The organism is Phyllobacterium sp. T2-21, from assembly GCF_055378485.1.
This window is the reverse complement of record NZ_AP027912.1, coordinates 363565-385514: the sequence shown is the minus strand read 5'-3', so window position 1 is coordinate 385514 and position 21950 is coordinate 363565. Positions and strand designations below refer to the sequence as shown.

The window sequence follows — 21950 nt, the reverse complement described above, 5'->3', positions numbered from 1 at the left end:
TCCGATACGGACAATCAGATTTCTAATCTTCGTTTTTCAGTGGTCTTGCAAGCAGAGCTTCGACCGCCTCGTCAATGGTAATACTGCGGTCCAGAATGCGCGCAACCGCTTCGATGATGGGAGCTTCGATAGAGTGCCGGGCGACCAGCTCCGCGGCAATAGCCGCCGTCGCCACGCCTTCCGCCAGCGGCCTGCCGGTCAAGTCATCGCCCCGGCCGAGGGCAAGGCCGTAGGAATAGTTGCGCGACTGGGAGGTCGAACAGGAGAGCAGCAGATCGCCGAGGCCGGACAGGCCCATGATCGTCTCCGGCCGGGCACCCAGTGCATGACCCACCCGCCGCAATTCGACAAAGCCGCGCGTGACAAGCGCCGCCTGCGCGCTGGCGCCAAAACCCCGGCCAATGGCCGCACCGGCGGCAATGGCAAGCACGTTTTTCAGGGAGCCGCCGATCTCGACGCCGACAAGGTCGTCCGTCGAGTAACAGCGAAATGTCGGACCCGAAAGGGCCAGCGCAATGCGGTCTGCCACGGCCTGACTTTCGGCAGCAACGGTTACGGCGGTTGGCAGGCCTCTTGCCACGTCGCTGGCAAAGCTGGGGCCGGACAGAGCGGCGATCAGCTGATCCGGGATGATCTCCCCGACCAGGCTGGACATCAGCAGCCCGCGTTTGCGATCAATACCCTTGGCGCAGATGATCAGCGGCACGGCCCTCGGGATCAGGGGCTTCAACTCCTCGAGAGCGCCTGCCATGGCCTGCGCCGGAATGACGCAAAGAATGAAATCGCTGCCCGAAAGTACGCTCGCTGCGTCCGTACTGGCAGTCAATGACGCTGGCAGGTCAATGCCCGGAAGGTAGGTTTCATTGCGATGAAGCGCGTTGATGGAATGAACGATGGCGGCGTCGCGGGCGTAAAGGCGCACATCATGTCCATTTTGCGCTGCCATGGCGCCAAGGGCCGTGCCCCAGGCACCCCCACCGAGGACTGCAATGTGATGTCTGGAACTCATGCCTTGGCTCCCCGGCGCCCGGCACCGATCAGGGGGGCGGATTGCATGTCCAGCGGCCAGCGTGAGCGCGGCGCGATATCGAGCGAATCGGCGGCCATATGTCCAGCCCGCTCCACCCCGGCCCAGGCGATCATCGCCGCATTATCGGTGCACAGCGCCATGGGCGGCGCAATGAAGCGGAAGCCGTTGCCGGAGCACAGGTCCTGCAGGCAGGTCCGCAGGACCTTGTTGGCGGCAACACCGCCGGCGACGACCAGCGCGGGTTCCTTCACATCAGGAAATCTGGCGCGGAAACGGGCAAGCGAGCGCGATACGCGGTCATTCAGCGTATCGGCAACGGCAGCCTGAAACGCGGCGCAGATATCGTTCACATCCGTCTGCGACAGCGGTTCCAGTGTGGTTGCCAGTTGGCGCACGGCCGTCTTCAGGCCGGAGAAGGAGAAGTCGAGCCGCTCCTCGCCCTTGAGCGGCCTTGGCAGGGAAAAGCGGCTGGAATCGCCGGATTGCGCCGCCTTTTCCACTTCGGGACCGCCGGGATAGGGCAAGCCAAGCAGTTTTGCTGTTTTGTCAAAGGCTTCGCCGAGGGCATCGTCAATGGTCGTGCCAAGCCGTTCATAATCGCCGAGGCCCTTGACCAGCACCATCTGGGTATGGCCGCCGGAAACAAGGAGAAGCAGATAGGGAAAATCGATCTGGTCGGTCAGACGGGGGGTCAGGGCATGACCTTCGAGATGATTGATGGCGTAAAACGGCTTTTGCGCGGCCATGGCAATGGCTTTGCCGGTCATGAGGCCGACGATCAGCCCGCCGATCAGGCCGGGACCAGCGGTTGCTGCCACCGCATCAACCTCATCCAGGGTCATGTGGGCTTCATGCAGCGCCTGTCCGATCAGCCGGTCGAGCACTTCCACGTGAGCGCGCGCGGCAATCTCCGGCACGACGCCGCCATAGGGCGCATGGTCGTCAATCTGGCTCAGAACCACGTTGGAGAGAATCCGTCCGTGACCGTTGTGGTCGCGCTCAACGACCGCAGCTGCCGTTTCGTCACAGCTTGTTTCTATGCCCAAAACCCGCATCGATGACCCTGACATCCTTCGCCGCATTGCCCGTTGCACAAAAGCCCGTTAGTTAGGGCCGGATAATTCAAACTCGCGTAACACGGACTGCGACTAATGCAAACAAAAACGCTCAAGATCGGTACACGTGGGAGTGCGCTTGCACTCGCACAAGCCCGTGAGACGTGTGATCGGCTGGTTAAAGCCCATGGCCTGCGCGAAGACGACATCGAGATCGTGGTGATTTCAACCAGCGGCGACCGGATTCAGGATCGTCCGCTGTCGGAGGTTGGCGGCAAGGGCCTGTTCACCCTTGAAATCGAAGAGCAGCTGGCGGATGGCCGCATTGATCTGGCCGTGCATTCGTCCAAGGATATGCCGACTTTCCTGCCAGAGGGGCTGCATCTCTCGGTTTTTCTGGAGCGCGAAGATCCGCGCGATGCCTTCATCGGCCGCAGCGTGAAAACGCTGGCGGAATTGCCTTTGGGTGCGGTTGTCGGCTCTGCCTCGCTGCGGCGCCAGGCCTTGATTCTCAAATCGCGGCCGGATCTGAAGGTTGTGAACTTTCGCGGCAATGTGGAAACGCGCCTGCGCAAGCTGGCCGATGGTGATGTGGATGCCACTTTCCTGGCCTATGCGGGTTTGCGCCGCCTTGGTCTTGGCGATGTCGCGACCGCCCTGATGGATGTGGCAAGCTTTCCACCAGCACCCGGACAGGGGGCGATCACGCTGGAAACCCGAATCGGCGATGCGCGAATTGACGCGCTGGTCGCGCCGCTCAATCATTTTGCAACCTCGACGGCGCTGGCCTGTGAACGCGCGTTCCTCGGCACGCTCGATGGTTCCTGCCGCACACCCATCGCGGGTCTTGCGACGATTTCCGGCAACGTCCTGACCTTCCACGGCATGATCCTGCTGCCGGATGGTTCGGAAGCCCATGAAGTGACCGGCGAGGGCGATGTGGCGGATGCAGCCGCCATCGGGCGGGATGCGGCCGCACGCGTCAGGGCAAAGGCTGGAGCGCATTTCTTTACGGATTGGCTCTGATGGAAAAAACTGTTCTGGTTACACGGCCCCTGCCAGCTGCGACCAGAACCGCCGACCGGCTGCGCGTGCAGGGTTACGTGCCCATGCTGCTGCCGCTCACGGAAATTGTTCCCCTGAACCCGGCAGCGCCTGAAGGCACATTCAATGCGTTTGTCGCCACAAGCGCCAATGCGCTGGTCCACGCCAGCGAAGCGTTGCTTGCGCCGTATCTCCAATTGCCCTGTTTCACCGTGGGTGAGGCAACCGCGGATGCGGCACGCGCCCGTGGCTTTGAGACGGTGACAACGGGGGATGGCGATGGAGAATCGCTGGCGGAAACGATCATTGAAGAGCTGTGTTCAAGTGACTCCCTGCTTTATCTGACTGGTCACGTCAGGTCGCCGGGCTTTGAGCGCGCCGTGGCGAAAGCAGGGTTCCGTTGCGCTTCGATATCGGTCTACGACACAATTTCAGTCAGTTATACAACTGAGTTTTTGACCAAAACGCTCGGCTCAAGAAATATTGATTGCTGTCTGCTCTATTCGCGCATGAGTGCAGGCGTCCTGTCAACTTTAGCCGAGGCCGCAGGATTGACGCATCTCTTTGATAATACGCTCTTTTTATGCCTGTCGCAGCGTATTGCCGATGACCTCAAGGGCTTCAACAAACCGTCGGTCAGGATCGCCCGCAGGCCGGATGAAGACGCACTGTTTGACCTCCTGGGAGGGACGCAGGACGATAGGTGAACCGCATTCGTCACTGCATGACGTTTCCGAAGCGGAACTTCCCTGCTAGCTTGGGGTTTCAGTCAACCCAATTGTTCTGAAGAGAGTGTCCATGGCCAAATCATCCGTTCCCCGTCATTCCAAGTCAGCCCGGAAGCCTGTGACGATAGAACTGGAGCCATCGGATATTGTGAAAAGTGCACCGGCTAGTACGAACGTGCCGCAGCCGGAGCCGGTCGGCTTCAGCCCGACGATGGATGCCAAGCCACAGCCGCCGAAAGACGAGCCGGCAAAAGCGGCTTCTGCGGCCAGCGCCGAAACAGCGAAGGCAGATGAGACATTGCAACAGGGCACGTCGTTTGGCCGGCCGCCATCTGCCGAAGCGTCAACACCAGCGGCTCCTGCATCCGTTGCTGCTGCGCCCAAGACGGGCGATCCGCTTGGACGTTTGACGGCCGGTCTCATCGGCGGTGTGGTGGCATTGCTTGGTGCGGCCGCGCTGCAATGGGCTGGCGTATTGCCATCGCCCAAAGCCGACCTTTCAACTGTGGAGCAACAGATTGCCGAATTGCGCGCCGCCGCTCCGGTGAAGCCCAGTCTCGATGAAGGTGCACAGGTTGCATTGAACGGCGCCGTGGAAAATGCCAAGCAGGCCCTGGGTCAAGTGTCCGGCATTGCCGCCGACGTAAAAGCCTTGAAGCAAACCCTGGCGGATGCCCAGACCAAGGCTGCCGGCACAGGTAGTTCTGTTGACACCAGTGCCATCGATGCGCGTATCGCATCGCTCGAAACGCAACTGACCGCCAGTCAGCAGAAGGCAGAGCAAGCCGCCGGCGCACTTGCGGGGGAGGCACAGACGTCAGCAGCCTTGCAGACGCGGCTCGATGCGCTGGAAACGAAGGTGCAGGACAATGCCGGCCAGAACACCATGGCACTGGCCATCGCCGCCACCGGCCTGAAGTCGGCGATCGACCGGGGCGGGCCTTTTGCGGCGGAGCTCGACACATATCTTGCTGTCGCGCCGGCCTCGGCTGATGCCGAGGGGCTGCGTACTGCCGCTTCGGCCGGCGTTCCGACCGTCAGCATGCTGGCAAGCCAGTTCGGCGACGTGGCGACAAAAATCATTGCGACGACGCGAACGGTTGATCCCAATGCGGGTATTGTCGACCGGCTATGGGCAAGCGCCAGTGCACTGGTGGAATCGCGTCCTGTGGGCCTTGTCGAGGGTGAAGGCGTTGCTGCCATCACCGCACGCATAGAGGCGCATCTCAATGGCGGTGATCTGCCTGCGGCCATTGCCGAATGGGATAAGCTGCCCGAATCGGCCAAAGCCGTCTCGACCGATTTCGCCAATGCCATGCGCACGCGTCAAAAGGCAGGCGAGATCGTTTCCAAGTCGCTCTCCAATGCATTGACCGGCATGAAGATGCCGGCTGCGGCGCAGTAAGGGAAGATGACCATGATCAAAGTTCTGTCCTTCCTTGTCGTCGTTCTGGTGCTGGGGTTTGGTTTTGCATGGCTCGCCGACCGGCCGGGTGATCTCGTCGTCACCTTTGCCGGGATGCAGCACAAGGTCAGCCTCATGGTGGCCGCGTCCGCCATCGTGGCGCTTGTGGCCGCTGTCATGCTGGTCTGGTGGATCATCAAGAGCGTTGTTGGCTCGCCTTATGCCCTGCGCCGCCATTTCCGGGCCCGCAAGCGTGATCGCGGCTATCAATCCCTGTCCACAGGTCTGATTGCAGCGGGTGCGGGAGACGGGCAAACGGCCCGGCGCATGATCAAACAGGCGGAAAAACTCCTCAACGTCGATCAGGAGCCGCTGATCAAGCTTCTGGACGCGCAGGCCGCCATGCTGGAAGGCCGTTCGGACGATGCCAGGGCGAAATTCCAGGCGATGCTGGATGACCCGGAGACCAAGCTGCTCGGCCTGCGCGGGCTTTATCTCGAAGCGCAACGCCTTGGTGCGCGGGATGCGTCGCTGCAATATGCCGAACAGGCAGCGCTTCTGGCACCCAACGTCGAATGGGCCGCCACGGCGGCCCTTGGCCAAAAAACCGCCCATGGCGATTGGGATGGTGCGCTGGAATTGCTGGAGACCCAGAAAGCCACCAAGCAGATCGACAAGGACACGGCAAAGCGGGAACGTGCCGTTCTTCTGACCGCCAAGGCGCTCGATACGTTCGAAAGTGATCCGGTCGGGTCGAAACCCATTGCCATCGAGGCGAACAAGCTTGCGCCCGATCTGATCCCGGCCGCCATTATCGCAGCAAAAGTGCTGTTCCAGCAGGCCGATCTGCGCAAGGGTTCGAAAATTCTGGAGCATGTGTGGAAGAAGCAGCCACACCCGGAAGTGGCGGAAACCTACGTGCATGCGCGCCTGGGAGATTCCGTGTTCGATCGTCTGAAACGCGCCCGTCATCTGGCTTCGCTCTATCCGCACCATGCGGAATCGAACCTGGCCATAGCCCATGCGGCGCTGGCTGCCGGTGAATTGAAGGAAGCACGCGAGGCCGCCGAGACCGTGTTGCGCACGGCGCCGCGCGAAAGTGCCTATCTGCTGCTGGCCGATATCGAGGAGGCGCAGACGGGCGATCAGGGCCGCGTGCGCCAGTGGCTGTCACGGGCCGTCAAAGCGCCCCGCGATCCCGCCTGGACCGCTGACGGCTATGTTTCGGAGCGCTGGGCTCCCGCTTCGCCGGTCACCGGCAAGCTGAATGCGTTCGAGTGGAAGGTTCCCGTCGAGCAATTGGGAACGGTAATCGATGCACGCGATGATTTCGACAGTGCGCTGGCAGCCAAACCCGCCCAGTCTGCGCCCGGGCGCGAGCCCGCCGAGCCCTTGATCCCGGCGAAGTCCGTGGTGGTATCTGCAAAAAAACCGGCGGCACGTGTCGTTGAAGCGGATGCCGATATTGTGGACGCGGAAATTGTACCCGCAGAGCCTGCGGTGAAGCCCGTGGCGGCAAGACCGGAAGAGCCGCATGCCCATGAACGCATTGCGTCCGTCCTGCCGTCTCTGGCGGAAACGGCACCTGCTACTATGCAGCGTGAGGAAGAAAAACTGGTCATTCCGGTGCCGGATGACCCAGGTGTGCTGGCTGACGACGAGGAAGACCGGCCCAACAAGAAGTTCCGTCTTTTCTAGAGCTTTTTCCGGTCGGTGTGGCCGGAAATGCTCCGGTGTGTCGATCCTAACACATTAATTTCAATAGCGGTCTTTGCGGCAAGATGCACAATGGCAGGGCCGTGTCAGCCAAGCTATCAGTTGATTCGGCTCATTGATAACAACGCTGAGAGATCTGTATTGATGCTGGACCGCCTTGTCACCTTCTTCAAAGCTTTGCCTTCAGGCGAAAGCGGGAAAGGCCATTTTTCCAGGAATGATCCGCGCCTTGCGGCGGCCGCGCTGATGTTTCATGTCATGGATGCGGATGGCGAGCGGCGCAAGGTGGAACGCAAGCGCCTGTCACAGCTGATTTCCGAAGCCTACGGGCTCAAAGGCGAAGCCTTGAAGCGTCTCCTTGAGGACAGTGAACAGGCGGATCAGGAAGCCGTCGATCTCTACAGCTTTACCAGCGTGCTCAAACGCAATCTTGACGAAGCGGCGCGAATTCACTTCATTGAACTGATGTGGGACGTGGTTTTTGCCGACGGATCCGCGCATGAGCTGGAAGAAAATGTTGTCTGGCGGGTTGCGGAACTGATCGGGGTCTCGTCCCGTGACCGGGTCACGATGAAGCAGAAGGCAGCCCTTCGCGCCAAGCAGGCGGTGCAAGAGGAATAGGATCAGAAGCATGTTCCAGACAGACTGGATGGAGAACAGGCAAATGAAGCGCCCGAAAATCCTCACGGTACTGCATCAGGAACGTTCAAGCCCCGGCCGCGTCGGCCAGTTGCTGCTGCAATCCGGCTTTGATCTCGATATCCGCCGTCCGCCGCTTGGCGATGAGCTGCCCGAGACGCTGGATGAGCATGCGGGCGCTGTCATCTTTGGCGGCCCCATGAGCGCCAACGACCCCGATGAATTCGTTGACCGGGAAACCGACTGGCTGTCCGTGCCGCTCGCGGAAAACAAGCCCTTTCTTGGCATTTGCCTTGGTGCGCAGATGCTCGCCAAGCATCTTGGCGGCACGGTCGGTCCGCATCCGGAAGGACTGGTGGAAATTGGCTGGTATGAACTCGAAGCCACCGAGGCCGGTAAGGCTCTGATGGACTGGCCACCCATGGTGTATCATTTTCACCGCGAGGGCTTTGACCTGCCGCGCAGCGCCACGCTTCTGGCAACGGCCAAGGCCTACCACAACCAGGCTTTCCGCTACGGCGAAAATGCCTGGGGGGTGCAGTTTCACGCGGAACTGACCCGCGCCATGATGCAGCGCTGGGTGGTGCGTGGCTCGGAACGCTTCACCATGAACAATGCCCAGCACGGCCGCCAGCATCTGGAAGGCCGGCTGGTCTATGACGCGGTGCTGAAAGCCTGGCTCCAGCGTTTCCTTGGCACGATCTTCGGCGCGCCGGTTCCGGCTTAGGCCGTCTATGTCCGGCCCTGCAGGTTGCGTGCCTTGCGCAATTGCGGGAACCGGTAAGCCCAAAGGCCCGCGACGGCAATCGTGCCGACACCGCCGAAGACGACGGCAGGGATCGTGCCGATCAGTGATGCCATGATACCGGCGCGGAACTCACCCAGCTCATTCGACGCGCCGACAAAGACCATGTTGACCGCATTGACGCGGCCGCGGACGTGGTCTGGGGTCCAGAGTTGCAGGAGGGTTTCCCGGATATAGACGCTGATCATGTCAGCCGCGCCCATCAGGGCCAGCAGGGCGATGGAGAGCCATGCGAGGTTCGATACGCCGAACATGACGGTGAGCAAGCCGAACAGCGCGACAAACAGGAACATGATCATGCCGGCATGGTCGCGAATGGGATGGCCGGCCAGCCAGAGCGCAGTCAGAATGGCGCCGATGCCCGGCGCGGCCCGCAGCATCCCGAGTCCCCAGGGGCCGAGCTGCAGGATATCCCGGGCATAGACCGGCAGGAGCGCTACGGCGCCGCCGAGCAGGACGGCAAACAGATCGAGCGAAATCGCGCCGAGAACAACTTTCTCTTTCCAGATGTAGTGAAAGCCCGCCAGCAACGTCTGAAGCGATTTTTTCTCGGTAAGCGTATGCTGGGCGGGTTTTGGGATGGAGAAAATGCAGATCGTGGCGGCAGCGAGCAGGACCGTCGCGATGCCGTAGGCGATGGCGGGCGACAGGCCGTAGAGCAGGCCGCCGGCCACTGGGCCCACAATCGTGGCGATCTGCCAGGCGGAAGAGTTCCATGATACGGCGTTCGAAAATACTTCGGTTGGCACCAGATTGACAACCAGCGAGGCGGAAGCCGGTCCAAGAAAAGCGCGCCCCACGCCGAAGCCGGCGAGAATGGCAAAGACTGTGAGCGGGGTGAACGTGTGGGTGAGGGTCAGCAGCAACAGCAGCGCGGCGCAGATCACTTCCGCACCCAGTGCAACCCCCATGATGAAGCGGCGGCCAAACCGGTCTGCGGCGGCACCGGTGACGAGAACCAGCAGCAGTGAGGGGGCGAACTGGACGAGCCCGACGAGGCCAAGATCAAAGGGATCGCGTGTCAGATCGTAAATCTGCCAACCGACGGACACGCTGATGATCTGGATGGCAAAGGAGCCGAAGAAGCGTGCCAGCCAGTATCGTGTGAAGGATGAATGGCGAAAGGCGGCATAGCGATCATGCGCCGCATTCGTTTCTGAGAGAGACATTGCGATGAAAGGCTCCGGAATCTGGAAACCTCTTCTAGAACAAATCTGGCCGAAGGGGGATCAATAAATATGAATTATTATATCGTTTGAGCAGGGTGAAAAAATGGGCCGGATCAACCGGCCCAAAATCACGCTTGGGGGATTGAGAATTCAGTCCTTGCCGGGAAGAACCTTCCGGGTGATTGCCGGACAACAACGCTGCCCGCGTCAGCCATGGTTGGGACCGCAAGATCAAACGCAACTCCAAGAGAGCTGCTGCCTCTTGCTCGAAAGCACGCCAATCGCTACATGTCGTGATTATCAGGAGAAACCCATGCTCGCCCTTCTCGAAACCATCAATCTGGCGCTAACGCTCTATTCCTACGTCATCATCGCCAGCGCAATTTTCTCATGGCTCCATGCGTTCAACGTGATCAATTCAAGCAATCACTTTGTCGCTTCGATTGGTGAGTTTCTGTATCGCGTGACGGAACCGGCGCTGCGCCCCATACGCAGGTTCATTCCTGATCTGGGCGGCATCGATATCTCGCCCATCATCCTCCTGCTGATCATTTTCTTCCTTCAGCGGTTTCTCGCAACGACGATTGCGCCAGCGCTGCTTTAAGTCAGCGCCTTGGCTTTGCGCGCGGGCTTCTTTCGCAAAGACCGCGATGGCATCACGCTCTTTGTCCGGTTGACGCCAAAGTCAGCCAAAGACGCGGTGGAAGGTGTTGAAGCAACGGATGATGGCAGAGCGCATCTGAAAGCGCGCGTGCGGGCAGTGCCGGAAGATGGAAAGGCCAATGCGGCGCTGGAAAAGCTGCTGGCAAAATGGCTTGGCATTGCAGCACGGGATGTTTCCATTGGCGCAGGCGCCACATCGCGGCTGAAGCAGGTAAAGATTTCGGGCGATCCCGAGGCGCTGGCAATGAAGCTGGCCGCACTTGGATCGCCCGAGGAATAATCAGGCCTTCTTGGCGTTGTGACGCTCGATGGCTTCGGTGATCAGCTTGCGGGCCGCATCTTCATCGCCCCAGTCACCGATCTTCACCCACTTGCCGGGTTCCAGATCCTTGTAGTGTTCGAAGAAATGCTGGATCTGCTTCAGGGTGATGTCGGGCAGGTCCGTGTAGTTGTGGACCTTCTCGTAACGCAGTGTCAGGTGCGGCGACGGCACGGCGATGATCTTTTCATCCTGGCCCTTGTTGTCTTCCATGACCAGAACACCAATGGGGCGCACGTTGATCACGCTCGTGGGCATCAGGGCGCGGGTGTTGCAGATCAGAACGTCAATCGGATCGCCATCATCCGACAGGGTGTGAGGCACGAAACCGTAATTGCCGGGATAGGTCATCGGGGTGTGCAGGAACCGGTCGACAAACAGGGCGCCGGAATCCTTGTCGAGTTCGTATTTGATCGGCTGGCCGCCGACTGGAACCTCGATGATTACGTTGACATCTTCAGGAGGATTATTGCCGACCGAAATGGCATCAATGCGCATATTTTCAGAGTCCTTGTTGGTTTGGGAGTGCTGTAAAGATTTTTACGGCCTGGCGCAAGAATTGCATCGCATATCTACGTCCCGAAAACGCGGGAGCAGGCTGAATTGACCGAAATAAGCGCCGGCAAGGCCACGAAGCGGCAGACAGCACAACAAATAGTGCACTTCGAAATGACGGGAGGACCCGCCGCTTCGCGGGTGGGGGGAAGCATTTCCGGTGATCAATTCCAGACGAAGGCGATTTTCTTCAGTGTCTTGCCTTCGAAACATTCGACGCCTTCGGCCACGTCCTTGCCGCCGGCGCTGGCATAGAAGCTGACCGCAAGATCATTGTCCTCAAGCGCCCAGACGACCATGCCCTTCAGCCCCTGATCGATGAGGCTGCGGCGCGAGGCGCCCAGGAGCCGTGTTCCAAGACCCAGTCCCTGATACTCGGGACGGATATAGAGTTCGTAGACTTCGCCTTTCTGCGGCAGCTGCCGCGCCCGGTTGGGGCCTAGCGTGGCATAGCCGGCGACAACGCCGCCAATGTCGGCGACGAGAATTTGCGTGGAGCGGCGAATGGCTCTTGCCCACCAGTCCGCACCGCGGCGATGCAGCATGGTATTGAGCGAACGATGCGGAATGATACCCGTATAGGCACCTTGCCAGGCAGCCAGATGCACGGCGGAAATTGCGCCCGCATCGGCCAGTTCTGCACGTCTGATCTCGGTCACATGGGTGTTCATGGTTTCTTAACCATAGACCCGGGCACTGGGACTTCGCAACTGGCTTTCAAAACGATTTTTCGTGTCGTGCACCAAAAAGAAAAAGCGGCGAAAATCGCCGCTTTCTCCGATTGTTAAGCTGTCACATCTTCGCCTTATGCGGCGCCAGCTGTCTTGTTGCTCTTTTCAAAACGCTTGCGTTCGTTTGGATCGAGGTAGAGCTTGCGCAGGCGGATGGACTTCGGCGTGACTTCCACCAATTCGTCATCCTGAATCCACGACAGGGCGCGTTCCAGCGTCATGCGGATCGGCGGTGTCAGCTTGACGGCTTCATCCTTGCCGGCAGCGCGGATGTTGGTGAGCTTCTTGCCCTTGAGCACGTTCACTTCCAGGTCGTTGTCGCGCGAGTGGATGCCGATGATCATGCCGGCATAGACCTTGACGCCGGCTTCGATAACCATCGGGCCGCGATCTTCAAGGTTCCACATGGCGAAGGCAACGGATTCACCCTGGTCGTTGGAGATCAGAACGCCGTTGTTGCGGCCGGAGATTTCGCCCTTGAAGGGCTCGTAGGCGCGGAACAGGCGGTTCATGATCGCCGTACCGCGTGTATCGGTCAGAAGTTCCGACTGATAGCCGATGAGGCCGCGGGTCGGCGCGTAGAAAACCATGCGGACGCGATTGCCGCCGGATGGACGCAGTTCGACCATTTCAGCCTTGCGCTCGGACATCTTCTGCACGACCGTGCCGGAATATTCCTCGTCGACGTCGATCAGCACTTCCTCGATGGGCTCGAGCATATTGCCGTTCTCGTCCTTCTGCATGACGACGCGCGGACGCGATACGCCAAGCTCGAAACCTTCGCGGCGCATGTTCTCGATGAGAACGGCGAGCTGCAATTCGCCGCGGCCCGATACGAAGAACGAATCCTTGTCGCCGGATTCCTCGACCTTCAGCGCAACATTGCCTTCAGCTTCCTTGAGGAGGCGGTCGCGGATGACGCGGCTGGTGACCTTGTCGCCTTCGGTGCCGGCCAGCGGAGAATCGTTGACGATGAAGGACATGGTCACTGTCGGCGGATCGATCGGCTGCGCATGCAGAGGTTCGGTGACTTCCGTCGCGCAGAATGTATCGGCAACCGTGCCCTTCTGCAGACCGGCAATGGCTACGATGTCGCCCGCATGGGCTTCGTCGATCGGCTGGCGCTCAAGACCGCGGAATGCGAGGATCTTGGAGATGCGGCCGGTTTCAAGCTGGGTGCCGTCGCCGTGCAGGACCTTGACCTGCTGGTTCGACTTGACCGTGCCGGAATGGATGCGGCCGGTGATGATGCGGCCAAGGAAAGGATCGGCTTCGAGAATCGTACCGATCATCTTGAACGGGCCTTCGCCGACCGTTGGCGCTGGCACATGTTCGAGAACCATGTCGAAGAGGGCGGACAGACCCTGGTCCTGCGGACCTTCCGGGTTGCGTGCCATCCAGCCATTGCGGCCTGAACCGTAGAGGATCGGGAAGTCGAGCTGTTCGTCGGTGGCATCCAGAGCGGCAAAGAGATCGAAGACCTCGTTGACGACTTCCTCGTAACGCGCATCCGGGCGGTCGATCTTGTTGATCGCAACGATCGGGCGCAGGCCAACCTTGAGAGCCTTGCCGACCACGAATTTGGTCTGGGGCATCGGGCCTTCGGCAGCGTCAACGAGAACGATCGCGCCGTCCACCATGCTGAGGATACGTTCGACTTCGCCGCCGAAGTCGGCGTGGCCGGGCGTATCGACGATGTTGATGCGTGCGTCCTTCCAGACAACCGAAGTGGCCTTGGCGAGAATGGTGATCCCGCGTTCCTTTTCGATGTCGTTCGAATCCATCATGCGTTCGGCAACGCGCTGGTTGTCACGGAAATTGCCGGACTGTTTCAGAAGTTCGTCGACAAGCGTGGTTTTGCCATGGTCAACGTGTGCGATGATCGCGATGTTGCGCAGTTTCATGAGTTTCTCTTTTGGAGGATTGAGGACGCACACATGCTGGCGCCGCTTTGCATTTGCGCGCTCCTTACATGTTTTTTCGCAAATGCGAAAGGGGGGATGCGCGTTTGGATGGCCGCTGTCTGCATTACAGCTATGCGGATGTAACGGTTCTCGGGCGGTCCCGCGCGCGGCAAATCCGGGAATTTGCCGCGCGATTGGTCAAAGAAGGGTGCCGGAAAGAAAGACCAGCGCAATCGAGAAATAGATCACCAGCCCGGTCACATCGACCAGCGTGGCCACGAAGGGTGCAGAGGCACTGGCAGGGTCGAACCCGATCTTCTGCAGGATGAAGGGCAGCATGGAGCCGACAAGCGAACCGAAGGTCACGATGCCGATCAGGGCGGCGCCAACGGTCGCTGCAATCAGCATCCAGTGCGGGCCGTAATTGTAAAGGCCGGCCATCTGCCATGTGGTGATGCGGATAACGCCGATCAGGCCGAGGAAAGACCCAAGCGCCAGGCCGGTCGGCAGTTCCCGCAGCGCAACGCGCCACCAATCCTTCAGACGCAGTTCCTGCAATGCCAAGGCACGGATCAGCAGGGATGTGGCCTGGGAGCCGGAATTGCCGCCCGAACTCATGATCAAAGGAATGAACAGGGTGAGAACCACGGCCTTTTCCAGTTCGCCCTCGAAATACTGCATGGCGCTGGCCGTCAGCATTTCGCTGAGAAACAGCACGCCGAGCCAGCCGGCGCGCTTGCGCAGCATCTGGACGAACCCGATCTGCATGTAGGGCTTGTTGAGCGCCTCCATACCACCGAATTTCAGGGTATCCTCGGTCATTTCCTGGGTCATGGCGTCGATCACATCATCGACGGTTACGATGCCGATGATGTGATTGTCGTCATTCACCACGGGAACGGCGAGCAGATCGTGCTTGCGGAACAGCCGGGCTACGTCTTCCTGATCGGTGAGCGGGCCAACCGTGACCGGTGCCACGTCGCGGCCGACGCTCATGATGGAGTCGTTCGGTTCACTGGTGATCAGGCGGCGCAAGGCGACGGCGCGCCGCAGACCCTTGGTCTTCGGATCGGTCACATAGATCGCGTAGATCGTTTCGCGCGAGCGTTCCACCTCACGAATGTGCTGAAGCGTTGCAGCGACGCTCCAGTTGGCGGGAACGCTGACGAATTCCGTCGTCATCAGGCTGCCCGCCGTATGGGGCGGATAATGCAGGAGTTTGCGCAGTGCTGCCTTGGTTTCCTGGCCGAGGCTGGCGGCAAGACGAATGCGGGTTTCGTCGTCGAACTGCTGGAAAATATCCGTCACGCGGTCTGCCGACATGGCATCGAGCAATTCCCGCGCAATGACGGGGGGAAGCGCGGTGATAATCTCGGCGGACGAATGGAGTTCCGGCTGATCCAGAATCAGAACCGCGTGATCCCGCGGCATTTCTGCCAGAATGCCGACTGCATCCTCGACATCGAGCTCATTGAGCAATTCGACAGCATCAGCAGCCTGCATGGACGCAAGCTGTTCAGCCACATTGGATGCCGTTGCCAAATCAGCATTGGCTGCATCCTGGTTTAAGCGAAGGTCGTTCATTTTAGCTCGCCTTTCCGTCGATCCGCCGTCATGGCTGATCGGGGCGAGCTGATCTCTTGAAATCAGGCCACGATCGCCGATGACGGCGCAAACAATCGACTGTAACTGTCGTCGCTGGGCATAAGAGATAGACTCCGGTTTGGTGATACGCGGCTGAAAATATATCAGCTGCGTGCTGCCATTTGGTCCCCTCTACGGGGAAAGTCAACCCCCCGGAAATTATGCCGCAGGGCGTTGATTTGCTACTGTTTCAGCGGGCTTGTCTGACGGGGCGCCGGACGCTTCACGCCTTCACTTTTGCGTTGCGCGGATCATAGAGCGGCTCGAGATGGATCGCGGCGGGAAAGCGCTCATTGGCGACGACAAGTTCATAGGTTCCCCCGGTCAGAAAGTCATCCGTGACACCCTCGGCATGGCGCACATAGCCGAAGCCGATGGGCTTGCCGAGCGTATAGCCAAAGCCGCCGCTGGTCAGGTACCCGACCGCCTCGCCGTTGCGCAGGACTGTTTCGCGCCCGAGGAGAACCACGTCCTCGCTCGCGACGGTAAAGCCGACGAAGCGCTTTTTGAGTGGTGCTGCCTGAATGGTCTCGCTGGCCTTCCGGCCGAGAAATTCCGTATCCTTGCGCAATTTGACTGCCCAGCCCAGTCCCGCCTCGAAAGGCGAGTCATTGGGCGTGATGTCGGCACCCCAGGCACGGTAACCCTTTTCCAGCCGCAGGGATTCCAATGCCCGGTATCCGACCGGCTTGATACCGAAATCGGCACCGGCCTGCATCAGGGCATCGAAGACGGCACCGGTCGCGGCAATCGGGATGTGCAGTTCCCAGCCGAGTTCGCCGACATAGGTGACACGCAGGGCGCGGACCGTTGCTCCGGCAATGGTGATTTCCCTGACGTGACCGAAGGGGAAGGCGCTGTTGCCGACATCGGTATCTGTGACACGGGAGAGAACATCCCGCGCCTTTGGCCCCATCAGGGAAAGCGTGCCGAAATGCTCGGTGATATCGGTGAGACGCGCCTCCAGCCCTTCGCCGATATGCTCCCTGATCCAGGCAAAGTCATGGGTGCGGAAACCGGTGCCGGTGACGATATAGAACTTGTCTTCGGCAAGCCGCGCGACCGTGAGATCGCACTCAATGCCGCCGCGCGTGTTGAGAAGCTGTGTATAGGTCAGGCGCCCGGCAGGCTTGGCGACATCATTGGCGCAGATGTAGTCCAGTGCCTTTAACGCGTCCTTGCCCGTCAGTTCATATTTGGCAAATGACGACTGGTCGAAAATGCCGACGTTTTCACGCACCAGCGCATGTTCCCTGCCGACCTGGTCAAACCAGTTCTGCCGGCCCATGGAATAGACATCAACGGGCTCTGTTCCTGCCGGGGCAAACCAGTTGGGCCGCTCCCATCCTAGCTTTGAACCAAAGACCGCGCCACGCTCCTGCAGGCGCTTGTAGAGCGGCGAGACGATGGCTGGCCGCCCGGACGTATATTCCTCGTGCGGAAAGCCGATCGTGTAATGCTTGCCATAGGCCTCCAGCGTGCGGTCCCGGACCCATTCACGGTCGCGATGCAGATTGGAAAAGCGCCTGATGTCGACGGTCCACAGATCGAGAGGCGCTTCGCCATCGATGACCCATTGCGCGAGGACCCAGCCGGCACCGCCGCCCGAGGCGATGCCGAAGGCGTTGAAGCCTGCGCCGACAAACATGTTGGAGCATTCCGGAGCCCGGCCAAGGATGAAATTGCCGTCCGGCGTGAAACTCTCAGGGCCATTGATCATCTGTTTGACGCCGACGGTTTCGAGCGCCGGAATGCGTTCGATGGCCTGCAGCATATGCTGCTCGAAATGATCGAAATCGTCGTCGAACAGCCGGAACTGCCAGTCCTCCGGCACATCGCCGGTCACCCAGCCCTGCGGATTGGGCTCATAACCGCCCATGACCAGCCCACCCACCTCCTCCTTGAAATAGGTGCGCCGATCGGGATCGCGGATTGTCGGCGCGTTTGAGGACAGGCCATCGATCTTTTCCGTGATGATGTACTGGTGCTTGACGGGCTGCAGCGGCACATTGATCCCTGCCATCGCCCCGACCTGGCGTGCCCATTGGCCGGCACAATTGACGACCTTTTCACAGGCGATGTCACCCTGGTCCGTCTTGACCTTGACGATGCGCTCGCCGTCCATCTCGAATCCGGTCACGCGGATGTTTTCGATGAGTTTCGCGCCGTTCATGCGGGCGCCCCGCGCCAGCGACTGGGTGATGTCGGACGGGCTTGCCTGCCCGTCTGTCGGCAGCCAGCTTGCGCCCACCAGATCGTCGACCCGCATCAACGGCCACATGGCCTTGACCTCCCCAGGCGAAAGCAGGTGCATCTCCATGCCGAAGCTGCCGGCGGTCGTCGCCAGCCGGCGGAACTCGGTCCACCGGTCCGGATTGGTGGCAAGGCGCAGGCAGCCGGTCATTTTCCAGCCCGTTGCCAGACCGGTTTCTTCGTCGAGACGCTTATAGAGATCGACGGAGTATTTCAGGACGCGCGTGATCGATGCGGAGGAGCGCAACTGACCGACCAGGCCCGCCGCGTGCCAGGTGGAGCCTGATGTGAGTTGCCCCTGTTCGAGCAGAACGACATCGGCCTTGTGATCTTTGGCGAGATGATAGGCGGTGGAGCAGCCGATGATGCCGCCGCCGATGACGACGATCTGGGCGTGACTGGGCAGGGTCATGATTTGTTTCCATAGGTGGTTCGAAACAGGTCGAGCGCCTGATCCAGCCGCTCCAGATTTTCGTGGGTATAGGCGACGTAATCGACGCCAGGTGCGTTGAGATACAATTCCGATACCATCGCCCACATCGCCTCGCGCAGCAGCGAGGCGCATTGCATGGCGGCATGGGCGCGTTTCAGCGCGTAATCCGGCGCAGCCCCGAAATAGGCAGTGAGAAGCACGTCCGATTCATCATCGCTCAGGCCCGCATTGGAAGCGATGCCGGCGAGATCGAACATGGCCGTGGAAAATCCGGCATATTCGAAGTCAATCAGCCAGAGGCGTTTGCCGTCACCGAGGATATTGGCGGGCAAAAGGTCATTGTGGCTGAAGATGATCGGCAAGGGCATCTGTACCGCCTCCATCTCCGTGGCTATGGCGAGGTAGCCGTCCAGGTGGCCGGCCATGCGGCTCCTGCCGTCCTTCAGGGTGCGAGCATAATCGCGGATCACGTGGAACACCCAGAACATGAAGCCGGGGCCGGTGACATGCTCGGGCATTGCCGTGTGAAACCGCCGGATCAGCTCTGCAACACCCACAATGTTGGTGCGCACGTCCTGGGAATCGTAGGTTTTCGCCCCGAGAAACGCCGATACCATGATGCCGTCATCCGCATGAAACAGTTCCGGCGCGAAACCGGCGCGATGGGCCGCCTTTGCCGTCATCGCTTCGCGGTCGCGGAAGACATGGTGAAAGGGATAATCCTTGCCGAAGCGCACCACATATTTGCGGGTGTCATCCTCGACGACATAGCTCTCATTGCTGATCCCGCCCTTGAGCATCGATATGCGGATGTTGCCATGCCAAAGCGGCAAGGCAGCAATTCGAGCTTCACTGGTCTGGGTCTGCGGCATGGGGCAATCCAGAAAACAAGGGCCCGGATTGGGCGCTCACTGCAGCAAATCTCATCCGCATGTCTGGCGTTGTCAATCCAGATTTGTGAGATTTTGTGGTTTTTATGACTGTTTTATAGAATTTATGTGGTATTAATATCGGAAAGCGCGTGAAATTGCGGGATTGAAGAGGTGTTTGATGAGTTCCAAACGGCGTGGCGAGATTGCCAGAGTGCTGCAGGACGAGGGCACAATCTCGATTGCGGATCTCGCACAAAGACTGGGTGTCTCGCTTGAAACGATCCGGCGCGACGTCAAACCCCTGACGGATGAAGGGGTGATCGTGCGCACCCACGGCGCCGTGGGATTGCCGCAGCATCTGGGGGAAGCACCGTTCGAGCGGCGCATGCGGGAGAACGCCAGCGCCAAACGGGCAATTGCCCGGTATGTGGCGGGCACGATCCGCAGCGGAGATTCGATCATGCTCGATACGGGGACGACCACCAGCTTTCTGGCGCGCGAACTCCTGCACCACCGTAACCTGACAGTCGTGACCAATTCATCCGACATTGCCCGGACGCTGGCGACCGTCAACGGCAACAAGGTGTTCATGGCGGGAGGCGAATTGCGCAGCGACAACGGAGCGGCGTTCGGTGCTTTTGCCATTGACTTTGTCAGCCGGTTCAACGTTGCCCATGCGATCATCTCCATCGGCGCCATCGACGCGACGCACGGGTTGATGGACTATAATCTGGAAGAGGCCGAGTTCGCGCGCATGGTCCTGTCGCGCGGCGGACGTTCGGTTGTGGTAACCGACGCTTCCAAGTTCGGCCGGCATGGTCTTGTTCAGGTCTGCGATTTCACCGGTTTCGACGAGTTGGTGACGGATTCATCCCCTCCTGCCGATATTCTGCAAGCGCTTGGCCGGGCCGGAGCCAAGGTCAGCATCGTCGGTGACGGCGCTCGGCAAGAAACGGGTGGCGGTCAAGTCGCGGGCGGATAAAATCACGCGGGTGAGTCGGGAGAGGATCGTGACAAAGACCCTGCGCTACAGGCATATACAGACACCCATCGGCCCCATGATCGCCACGGCGAATGACGAGGGGCTGTCTCTGCTGGAATTCGCCGACCGGCCGGCGCTGCCCGCGGAGCTCAACGAGCTGGAGCAGCGCTATCGCTACACGATCATACCGGGCGAGCATCGCTATCTCGATCAGATCGACAGGGAAATGACCGCCTATTTCAACGGCGTGGTCACGCGGTTCGAGACGCCGCTGTTTCTGCCTGCCACACCGTTTCAGCGTACGATATGGTCGATGCTTCTCGCCATTCCCTACGGCGAAACGCGGACCTATGGCGGCATGGCGCAGGCGCTTGGCAGGCCGAATTCGAGCCGGGCTGTGGGAGGAGCGAACGGGCAGAACCGCATCGCCGTTGTCGTTCCCTGTCACCGGATCATTGGCGCGGACGGATCGCTGACCGGCTATGGCGGCGGCCAGCCGCGCAAACGTTTCCTTCTCGATCTCGAACATCGGATTGCGGCCCAGACATCCGGACAACCGGTGTTTCACCCGATCACGGCGCAGGGAAGCTTTCTTTAAACAAGGATTCCGGTTGCGAAACGCGGCTCGTGCAGCAGCCGGTCGAGCAGGACCAGTGCCTGCTCCAGCCTCGGCCTGTTCGGCGCCGCACCCAGTGACAACCGCACCGCTTCGGGGTGGGTGGGTGCTATGCTGAAGGCCGAAGCGGGGACGATGCCAATGCCGGACCGGCGGGCCAATGCGGAGAATTCCGCGGCACTCCACTGAACCGGCACATCGAGCCACAGGTGATGCCCGGCGGGATGGGCGGCAAAATGCCAGTCCTTCAGCACTTTCCGTGCGATTGCCTGCCGGGCGCTGCTTTCCTCACGAATGGCCGCGGCGATCCCGTAAAGGCTGCCGTCGTTGATCCAGGCGGTGGCGATGGCCATCAGCAGCGGCGATGCGGTGGGGTTGCTGGCGCGCAGGCTGGACGCGAGTTTCAGCACATCCAGCGCGGAAGGGCAGACCACATAGGCGACACGCAACGCCGGCGTGACACATTTCGACAGCGTGGCGATGTGCCAGGTGATGTCGGGCGCTATCGAGGCGATGGCCGGCAGCGATGCGTCGAGAAGTTCCGCATAAGGGTCATCCTCGATGATCATCACGTCATTGCGCTGGGCAATGCTGACGATTATCTGCCGGCGTGAAAGCGGCATTGTCACTGTCGTCGGATTGTCGATGGACGGGCAGAGGTAGATCGCTTTCGGCTTCAGGGTTCTGCAGCAACTCTCGAACACATCGGGAATGATACCGTTCCTGTCCATGGCGAGCGGGTGCAGGGGAATATTGAGCGCCGAACACACGGATTTCAGGCCGGGATAGGTGAGGGTTCCTGCGCAGATGGAGCCACGCCCGGCCAGAAGACTGCAAATGGCAAAGAGTGCGCTTTGGGCTCCGCCTGCGACCAGCAGCCTGTCGACCGCCGGGGCTGCGCCGAAACGCGGCGCCAGCCATTTGGTCCCGGCGGCCCGCGCCGCTTCCGTCCCGGTGCTTTCCTGGTAGCTGAGAAAATGGCTTGAAGCGCCGTTGAGTAGATGATTGATACCGTGGATCAAGTGACTGTGGAGATCCGCTTCCGGGGGCTGCGGCGGAATGATCATGGTGAGGTCGAGATCCGTCAGAAGCGACGCCATGCCCTGGACCGGCGGTGTCAGGGCACCCTTTATGATCGTGCCTGACCCGACTTTCGCTTCAATGAGGTCTAGGCGGCGCGCTTCGGTCATTGCCCGTGTGACAGTGGTCAGATCGATGCCAAGCTCTTTTGCAATCGCGCGCTGCGGCGGCAGCGCATCGCCGGGTTTGAGAATGCCGGAACCAATGTCTGCGACCAGCGCATCGACAATCCCCTGATGCTTGTAGCGGGAACTGGCGGCGATACGGGGTTTCCAGGTGGTCATGATGGACTCTTTGTATGGGCTTG

Annotated in this window: 20 protein-coding genes; 10 read left to right on the top strand and 10 right to left on the bottom strand. The window is 60.2% G+C overall.

What is annotated here, in order from left to right:
- Positions 1 to 22: 22 nt before the first annotated feature.
- Positions 23 to 1009: an NAD(P)H-dependent glycerol-3-phosphate dehydrogenase gene (locus ACZ5FP_RS01935; RefSeq protein ID WP_464661821.1), complete on the bottom strand. Its 987-nt coding sequence runs from the start codon at positions 1007 to 1009 to the stop codon at positions 23 to 25.
- Positions 1006 to 2085 (bottom strand): tRNA (adenosine(37)-N6)-threonylcarbamoyltransferase complex transferase subunit TsaD, encoded by a 1080-nt coding sequence (gene tsaD / locus ACZ5FP_RS01930; protein WP_288192806.1) that lies wholly within the window; start codon positions 2083 to 2085, stop codon positions 1006 to 1008. The genes ACZ5FP_RS01935 and tsaD overlap by 4 nt, the downstream gene beginning before the upstream one ends.
- A 96-nt stretch (positions 2086 to 2181) precedes the next feature.
- On the opposite strand from tsaD, the gene hemC reads away from it, so the two are divergent.
- The 6 genes from hemC (at position 2182) to ACZ5FP_RS01900 (ending at position 8344) form a co-directional block, all read left to right on the top strand.
- The gene (gene hemC / locus ACZ5FP_RS01925; protein ID WP_464661819.1) at positions 2182 to 3111 is read left to right on the top strand and encodes a hydroxymethylbilane synthase; all 930 of its coding nucleotides are present in this window, start codon (positions 2182 to 2184) and stop codon (positions 3109 to 3111) included.
- On the top strand, positions 3111 to 3836 hold the full coding sequence (locus tag ACZ5FP_RS01920) for a uroporphyrinogen-III synthase (RefSeq protein ID WP_464661817.1): 726 nt from the start codon (positions 3111 to 3113) through the stop codon (positions 3834 to 3836). Before hemC ends, ACZ5FP_RS01920 begins: the two co-directional genes overlap by 1 nt.
- Positions 3837 to 3927: 91 nt before the next feature.
- Positions 3928 to 5262, top strand: coding sequence for a COG4223 family protein (locus ACZ5FP_RS01915; RefSeq protein ID WP_464661815.1), 1335 nt, complete (start codon positions 3928 to 3930; stop codon positions 5260 to 5262).
- 6 nt (positions 5263 to 5268) lie between these two features.
- Positions 5269 to 6960, top strand: coding sequence for a heme biosynthesis HemY N-terminal domain-containing protein (locus ACZ5FP_RS01910; protein ID WP_464661813.1), 1692 nt, complete (start codon positions 5269 to 5271; stop codon positions 6958 to 6960).
- Positions 6961 to 7122: 162 nt separating this feature from the next.
- Positions 7123 to 7599: a tellurite resistance TerB family protein gene (locus ACZ5FP_RS01905; protein WP_105734250.1), complete on the top strand. Its 477-nt coding sequence runs from the start codon at positions 7123 to 7125 to the stop codon at positions 7597 to 7599.
- 10 nt (positions 7600 to 7609) lie between these two features.
- The gene (locus tag ACZ5FP_RS01900; protein WP_464661812.1) at positions 7610 to 8344 is read left to right on the top strand and encodes a glutamine amidotransferase; all 735 of its coding nucleotides are present in this window, start codon (positions 7610 to 7612) and stop codon (positions 8342 to 8344) included.
- Between the two features lie 5 nt (positions 8345 to 8349).
- Here ACZ5FP_RS01900 and ACZ5FP_RS01895 read toward each other — a convergent pair whose 3' ends face one another.
- Positions 8350 to 9591 (bottom strand): MFS transporter, encoded by a 1242-nt coding sequence (locus tag ACZ5FP_RS01895; protein ID WP_464661811.1) that lies wholly within the window; start codon positions 9589 to 9591, stop codon positions 8350 to 8352.
- 313 nt (positions 9592 to 9904) lie between these two features.
- On the opposite strand from ACZ5FP_RS01895, the gene ACZ5FP_RS01890 reads away from it, so the two are divergent.
- Both ACZ5FP_RS01890 and ACZ5FP_RS01885 read left to right on the top strand, forming a co-directional pair.
- Positions 9905 to 10195, top strand: a complete 291-nt coding sequence (locus tag ACZ5FP_RS01890) for a YggT family protein (protein WP_223613847.1) — start codon at positions 9905 to 9907, stop codon at positions 10193 to 10195.
- A gap of 15 nt (positions 10196 to 10210) precedes the next feature.
- The gene (locus ACZ5FP_RS01885; protein ID WP_464663137.1) at positions 10211 to 10534 is read left to right on the top strand and encodes a DUF167 family protein; all 324 of its coding nucleotides are present in this window, start codon (positions 10211 to 10213) and stop codon (positions 10532 to 10534) included.
- Here ACZ5FP_RS01885 and ppa read toward each other — a convergent pair whose 3' ends face one another.
- The 6 genes from ppa to ACZ5FP_RS01855 all read right to left on the bottom strand — a co-directional run bounded on the left by ppa (position 10535) and on the right by ACZ5FP_RS01855 (position 18965).
- Positions 10535 to 11071, bottom strand: coding sequence for an inorganic diphosphatase (gene ppa, locus ACZ5FP_RS01880; protein ID WP_105734254.1), 537 nt, complete (start codon positions 11069 to 11071; stop codon positions 10535 to 10537).
- Between the two features lie 221 nt (positions 11072 to 11292).
- On the bottom strand, positions 11293 to 11799 hold the full coding sequence (locus ACZ5FP_RS01875) for a GNAT family N-acetyltransferase (RefSeq protein ID WP_223613846.1): 507 nt from the start codon (positions 11797 to 11799) through the stop codon (positions 11293 to 11295).
- A gap of 134 nt (positions 11800 to 11933) precedes the next feature.
- Complete coding sequence (gene typA, locus ACZ5FP_RS01870; protein ID WP_105734256.1) at positions 11934 to 13763, bottom strand: translational GTPase TypA; 1830 nt, start codon at positions 13761 to 13763, stop codon at positions 11934 to 11936.
- 198 nt (positions 13764 to 13961) lie between these two features.
- Positions 13962 to 15347: a magnesium transporter gene (mgtE, locus tag ACZ5FP_RS01865; RefSeq protein ID WP_346305183.1), complete on the bottom strand. Its 1386-nt coding sequence runs from the start codon at positions 15345 to 15347 to the stop codon at positions 13962 to 13964.
- 283 nt (positions 15348 to 15630) lie between these two features.
- The gene (locus ACZ5FP_RS01860; RefSeq protein WP_464661808.1) at positions 15631 to 18072 is read right to left on the bottom strand and encodes a GcvT family protein; all 2442 of its coding nucleotides are present in this window, start codon (positions 18070 to 18072) and stop codon (positions 15631 to 15633) included.
- Positions 18069 to 18965, bottom strand: a complete 897-nt coding sequence (locus ACZ5FP_RS01855) for a phosphotransferase (RefSeq protein ID WP_464661806.1) — start codon at positions 18963 to 18965, stop codon at positions 18069 to 18071. Before ACZ5FP_RS01855 ends, ACZ5FP_RS01860 begins: the two co-directional genes overlap by 4 nt.
- 175 nt (positions 18966 to 19140) lie before the next feature.
- Between ACZ5FP_RS01855 and ACZ5FP_RS01850 the strand changes: the two genes are divergently transcribed.
- Together ACZ5FP_RS01850 and ACZ5FP_RS01845 are read left to right on the top strand one after the other, a co-directional pair.
- Entirely contained in the window at positions 19141 to 19947 is an 807-nt protein-coding gene (locus ACZ5FP_RS01850) for a DeoR/GlpR family DNA-binding transcription regulator (RefSeq protein ID WP_464661804.1), read from the top strand.
- Between the two features lie 28 nt (positions 19948 to 19975).
- Entirely contained in the window at positions 19976 to 20545 is a 570-nt protein-coding gene (locus tag ACZ5FP_RS01845) for a methylated-DNA--[protein]-cysteine S-methyltransferase (RefSeq protein ID WP_464661802.1), read from the top strand.
- On the opposite strand, the gene ACZ5FP_RS01840 is transcribed toward ACZ5FP_RS01845, so the two are convergent.
- Positions 20542 to 21927, bottom strand: coding sequence for an aminotransferase-like domain-containing protein (locus ACZ5FP_RS01840; protein ID WP_464661800.1), 1386 nt, complete (start codon positions 21925 to 21927; stop codon positions 20542 to 20544). The genes ACZ5FP_RS01845 and ACZ5FP_RS01840 overlap by 4 nt on opposite strands.
- Between the last annotated feature and the right edge of the window lie 23 nt (positions 21928 to 21950).

Excerpts from the sequence above, each read along its gene's own strand:
- ACZ5FP_RS01935 (WP_464661821.1), bottom strand. The coding sequence starts at position 1,009 with ATGAGTTCCAGACATCACATTGCAGTCCTCGGTGGGGGTGCCTGGGGC.
- tsaD (WP_288192806.1), bottom strand. The coding sequence starts at position 2,085 with ATGCGGGTTTTGGGCATAGAAACAAGCTGTGACGAAACGGCAGCTGCG.
- hemC (WP_464661819.1), top strand. The coding sequence starts at position 2,182 with ATGCAAACAAAAACGCTCAAGATCGGTACACGTGGGAGTGCGCTTGCA.
- ACZ5FP_RS01920 (WP_464661817.1), top strand. The coding sequence starts at position 3,111 with ATGGAAAAAACTGTTCTGGTTACACGGCCCCTGCCAGCTGCGACCAGA.
- ACZ5FP_RS01915 (WP_464661815.1), top strand. The coding sequence starts at position 3,928 with ATGGCCAAATCATCCGTTCCCCGTCATTCCAAGTCAGCCCGGAAGCCT.
- ACZ5FP_RS01910 (WP_464661813.1), top strand. The coding sequence starts at position 5,269 with ATGACCATGATCAAAGTTCTGTCCTTCCTTGTCGTCGTTCTGGTGCTG.
- ACZ5FP_RS01905 (WP_105734250.1), top strand. The coding sequence starts at position 7,123 with ATGCTGGACCGCCTTGTCACCTTCTTCAAAGCTTTGCCTTCAGGCGAA.
- ACZ5FP_RS01900 (WP_464661812.1), top strand. The coding sequence starts at position 7,610 with ATGTTCCAGACAGACTGGATGGAGAACAGGCAAATGAAGCGCCCGAAA.
- ACZ5FP_RS01895 (WP_464661811.1), bottom strand. The coding sequence starts at position 9,591 with ATGTCTCTCTCAGAAACGAATGCGGCGCATGATCGCTATGCCGCCTTT.
- ACZ5FP_RS01890 (WP_223613847.1), top strand. The coding sequence starts at position 9,905 with ATGCTCGCCCTTCTCGAAACCATCAATCTGGCGCTAACGCTCTATTCC.
- ppa (WP_105734254.1), bottom strand. The coding sequence starts at position 11,071 with ATGCGCATTGATGCCATTTCGGTCGGCAATAATCCTCCTGAAGATGTC.
- ACZ5FP_RS01875 (WP_223613846.1), bottom strand. The coding sequence starts at position 11,799 with ATGAACACCCATGTGACCGAGATCAGACGTGCAGAACTGGCCGATGCG.
- typA (WP_105734256.1), bottom strand. The coding sequence starts at position 13,763 with ATGAAACTGCGCAACATCGCGATCATCGCACACGTTGACCATGGCAAA.
- mgtE (WP_346305183.1), bottom strand. The coding sequence starts at position 15,347 with ATGAACGACCTTCGCTTAAACCAGGATGCAGCCAATGCTGATTTGGCA.
- ACZ5FP_RS01860 (WP_464661808.1), bottom strand. The coding sequence starts at position 18,072 with ATGACCCTGCCCAGTCACGCCCAGATCGTCGTCATCGGCGGCGGCATC.
- ACZ5FP_RS01855 (WP_464661806.1), bottom strand. The coding sequence starts at position 18,965 with ATGCCGCAGACCCAGACCAGTGAAGCTCGAATTGCTGCCTTGCCGCTT.
- ACZ5FP_RS01840 (WP_464661800.1), bottom strand. The coding sequence starts at position 21,927 with ATGACCACCTGGAAACCCCGTATCGCCGCCAGTTCCCGCTACAAGCAT.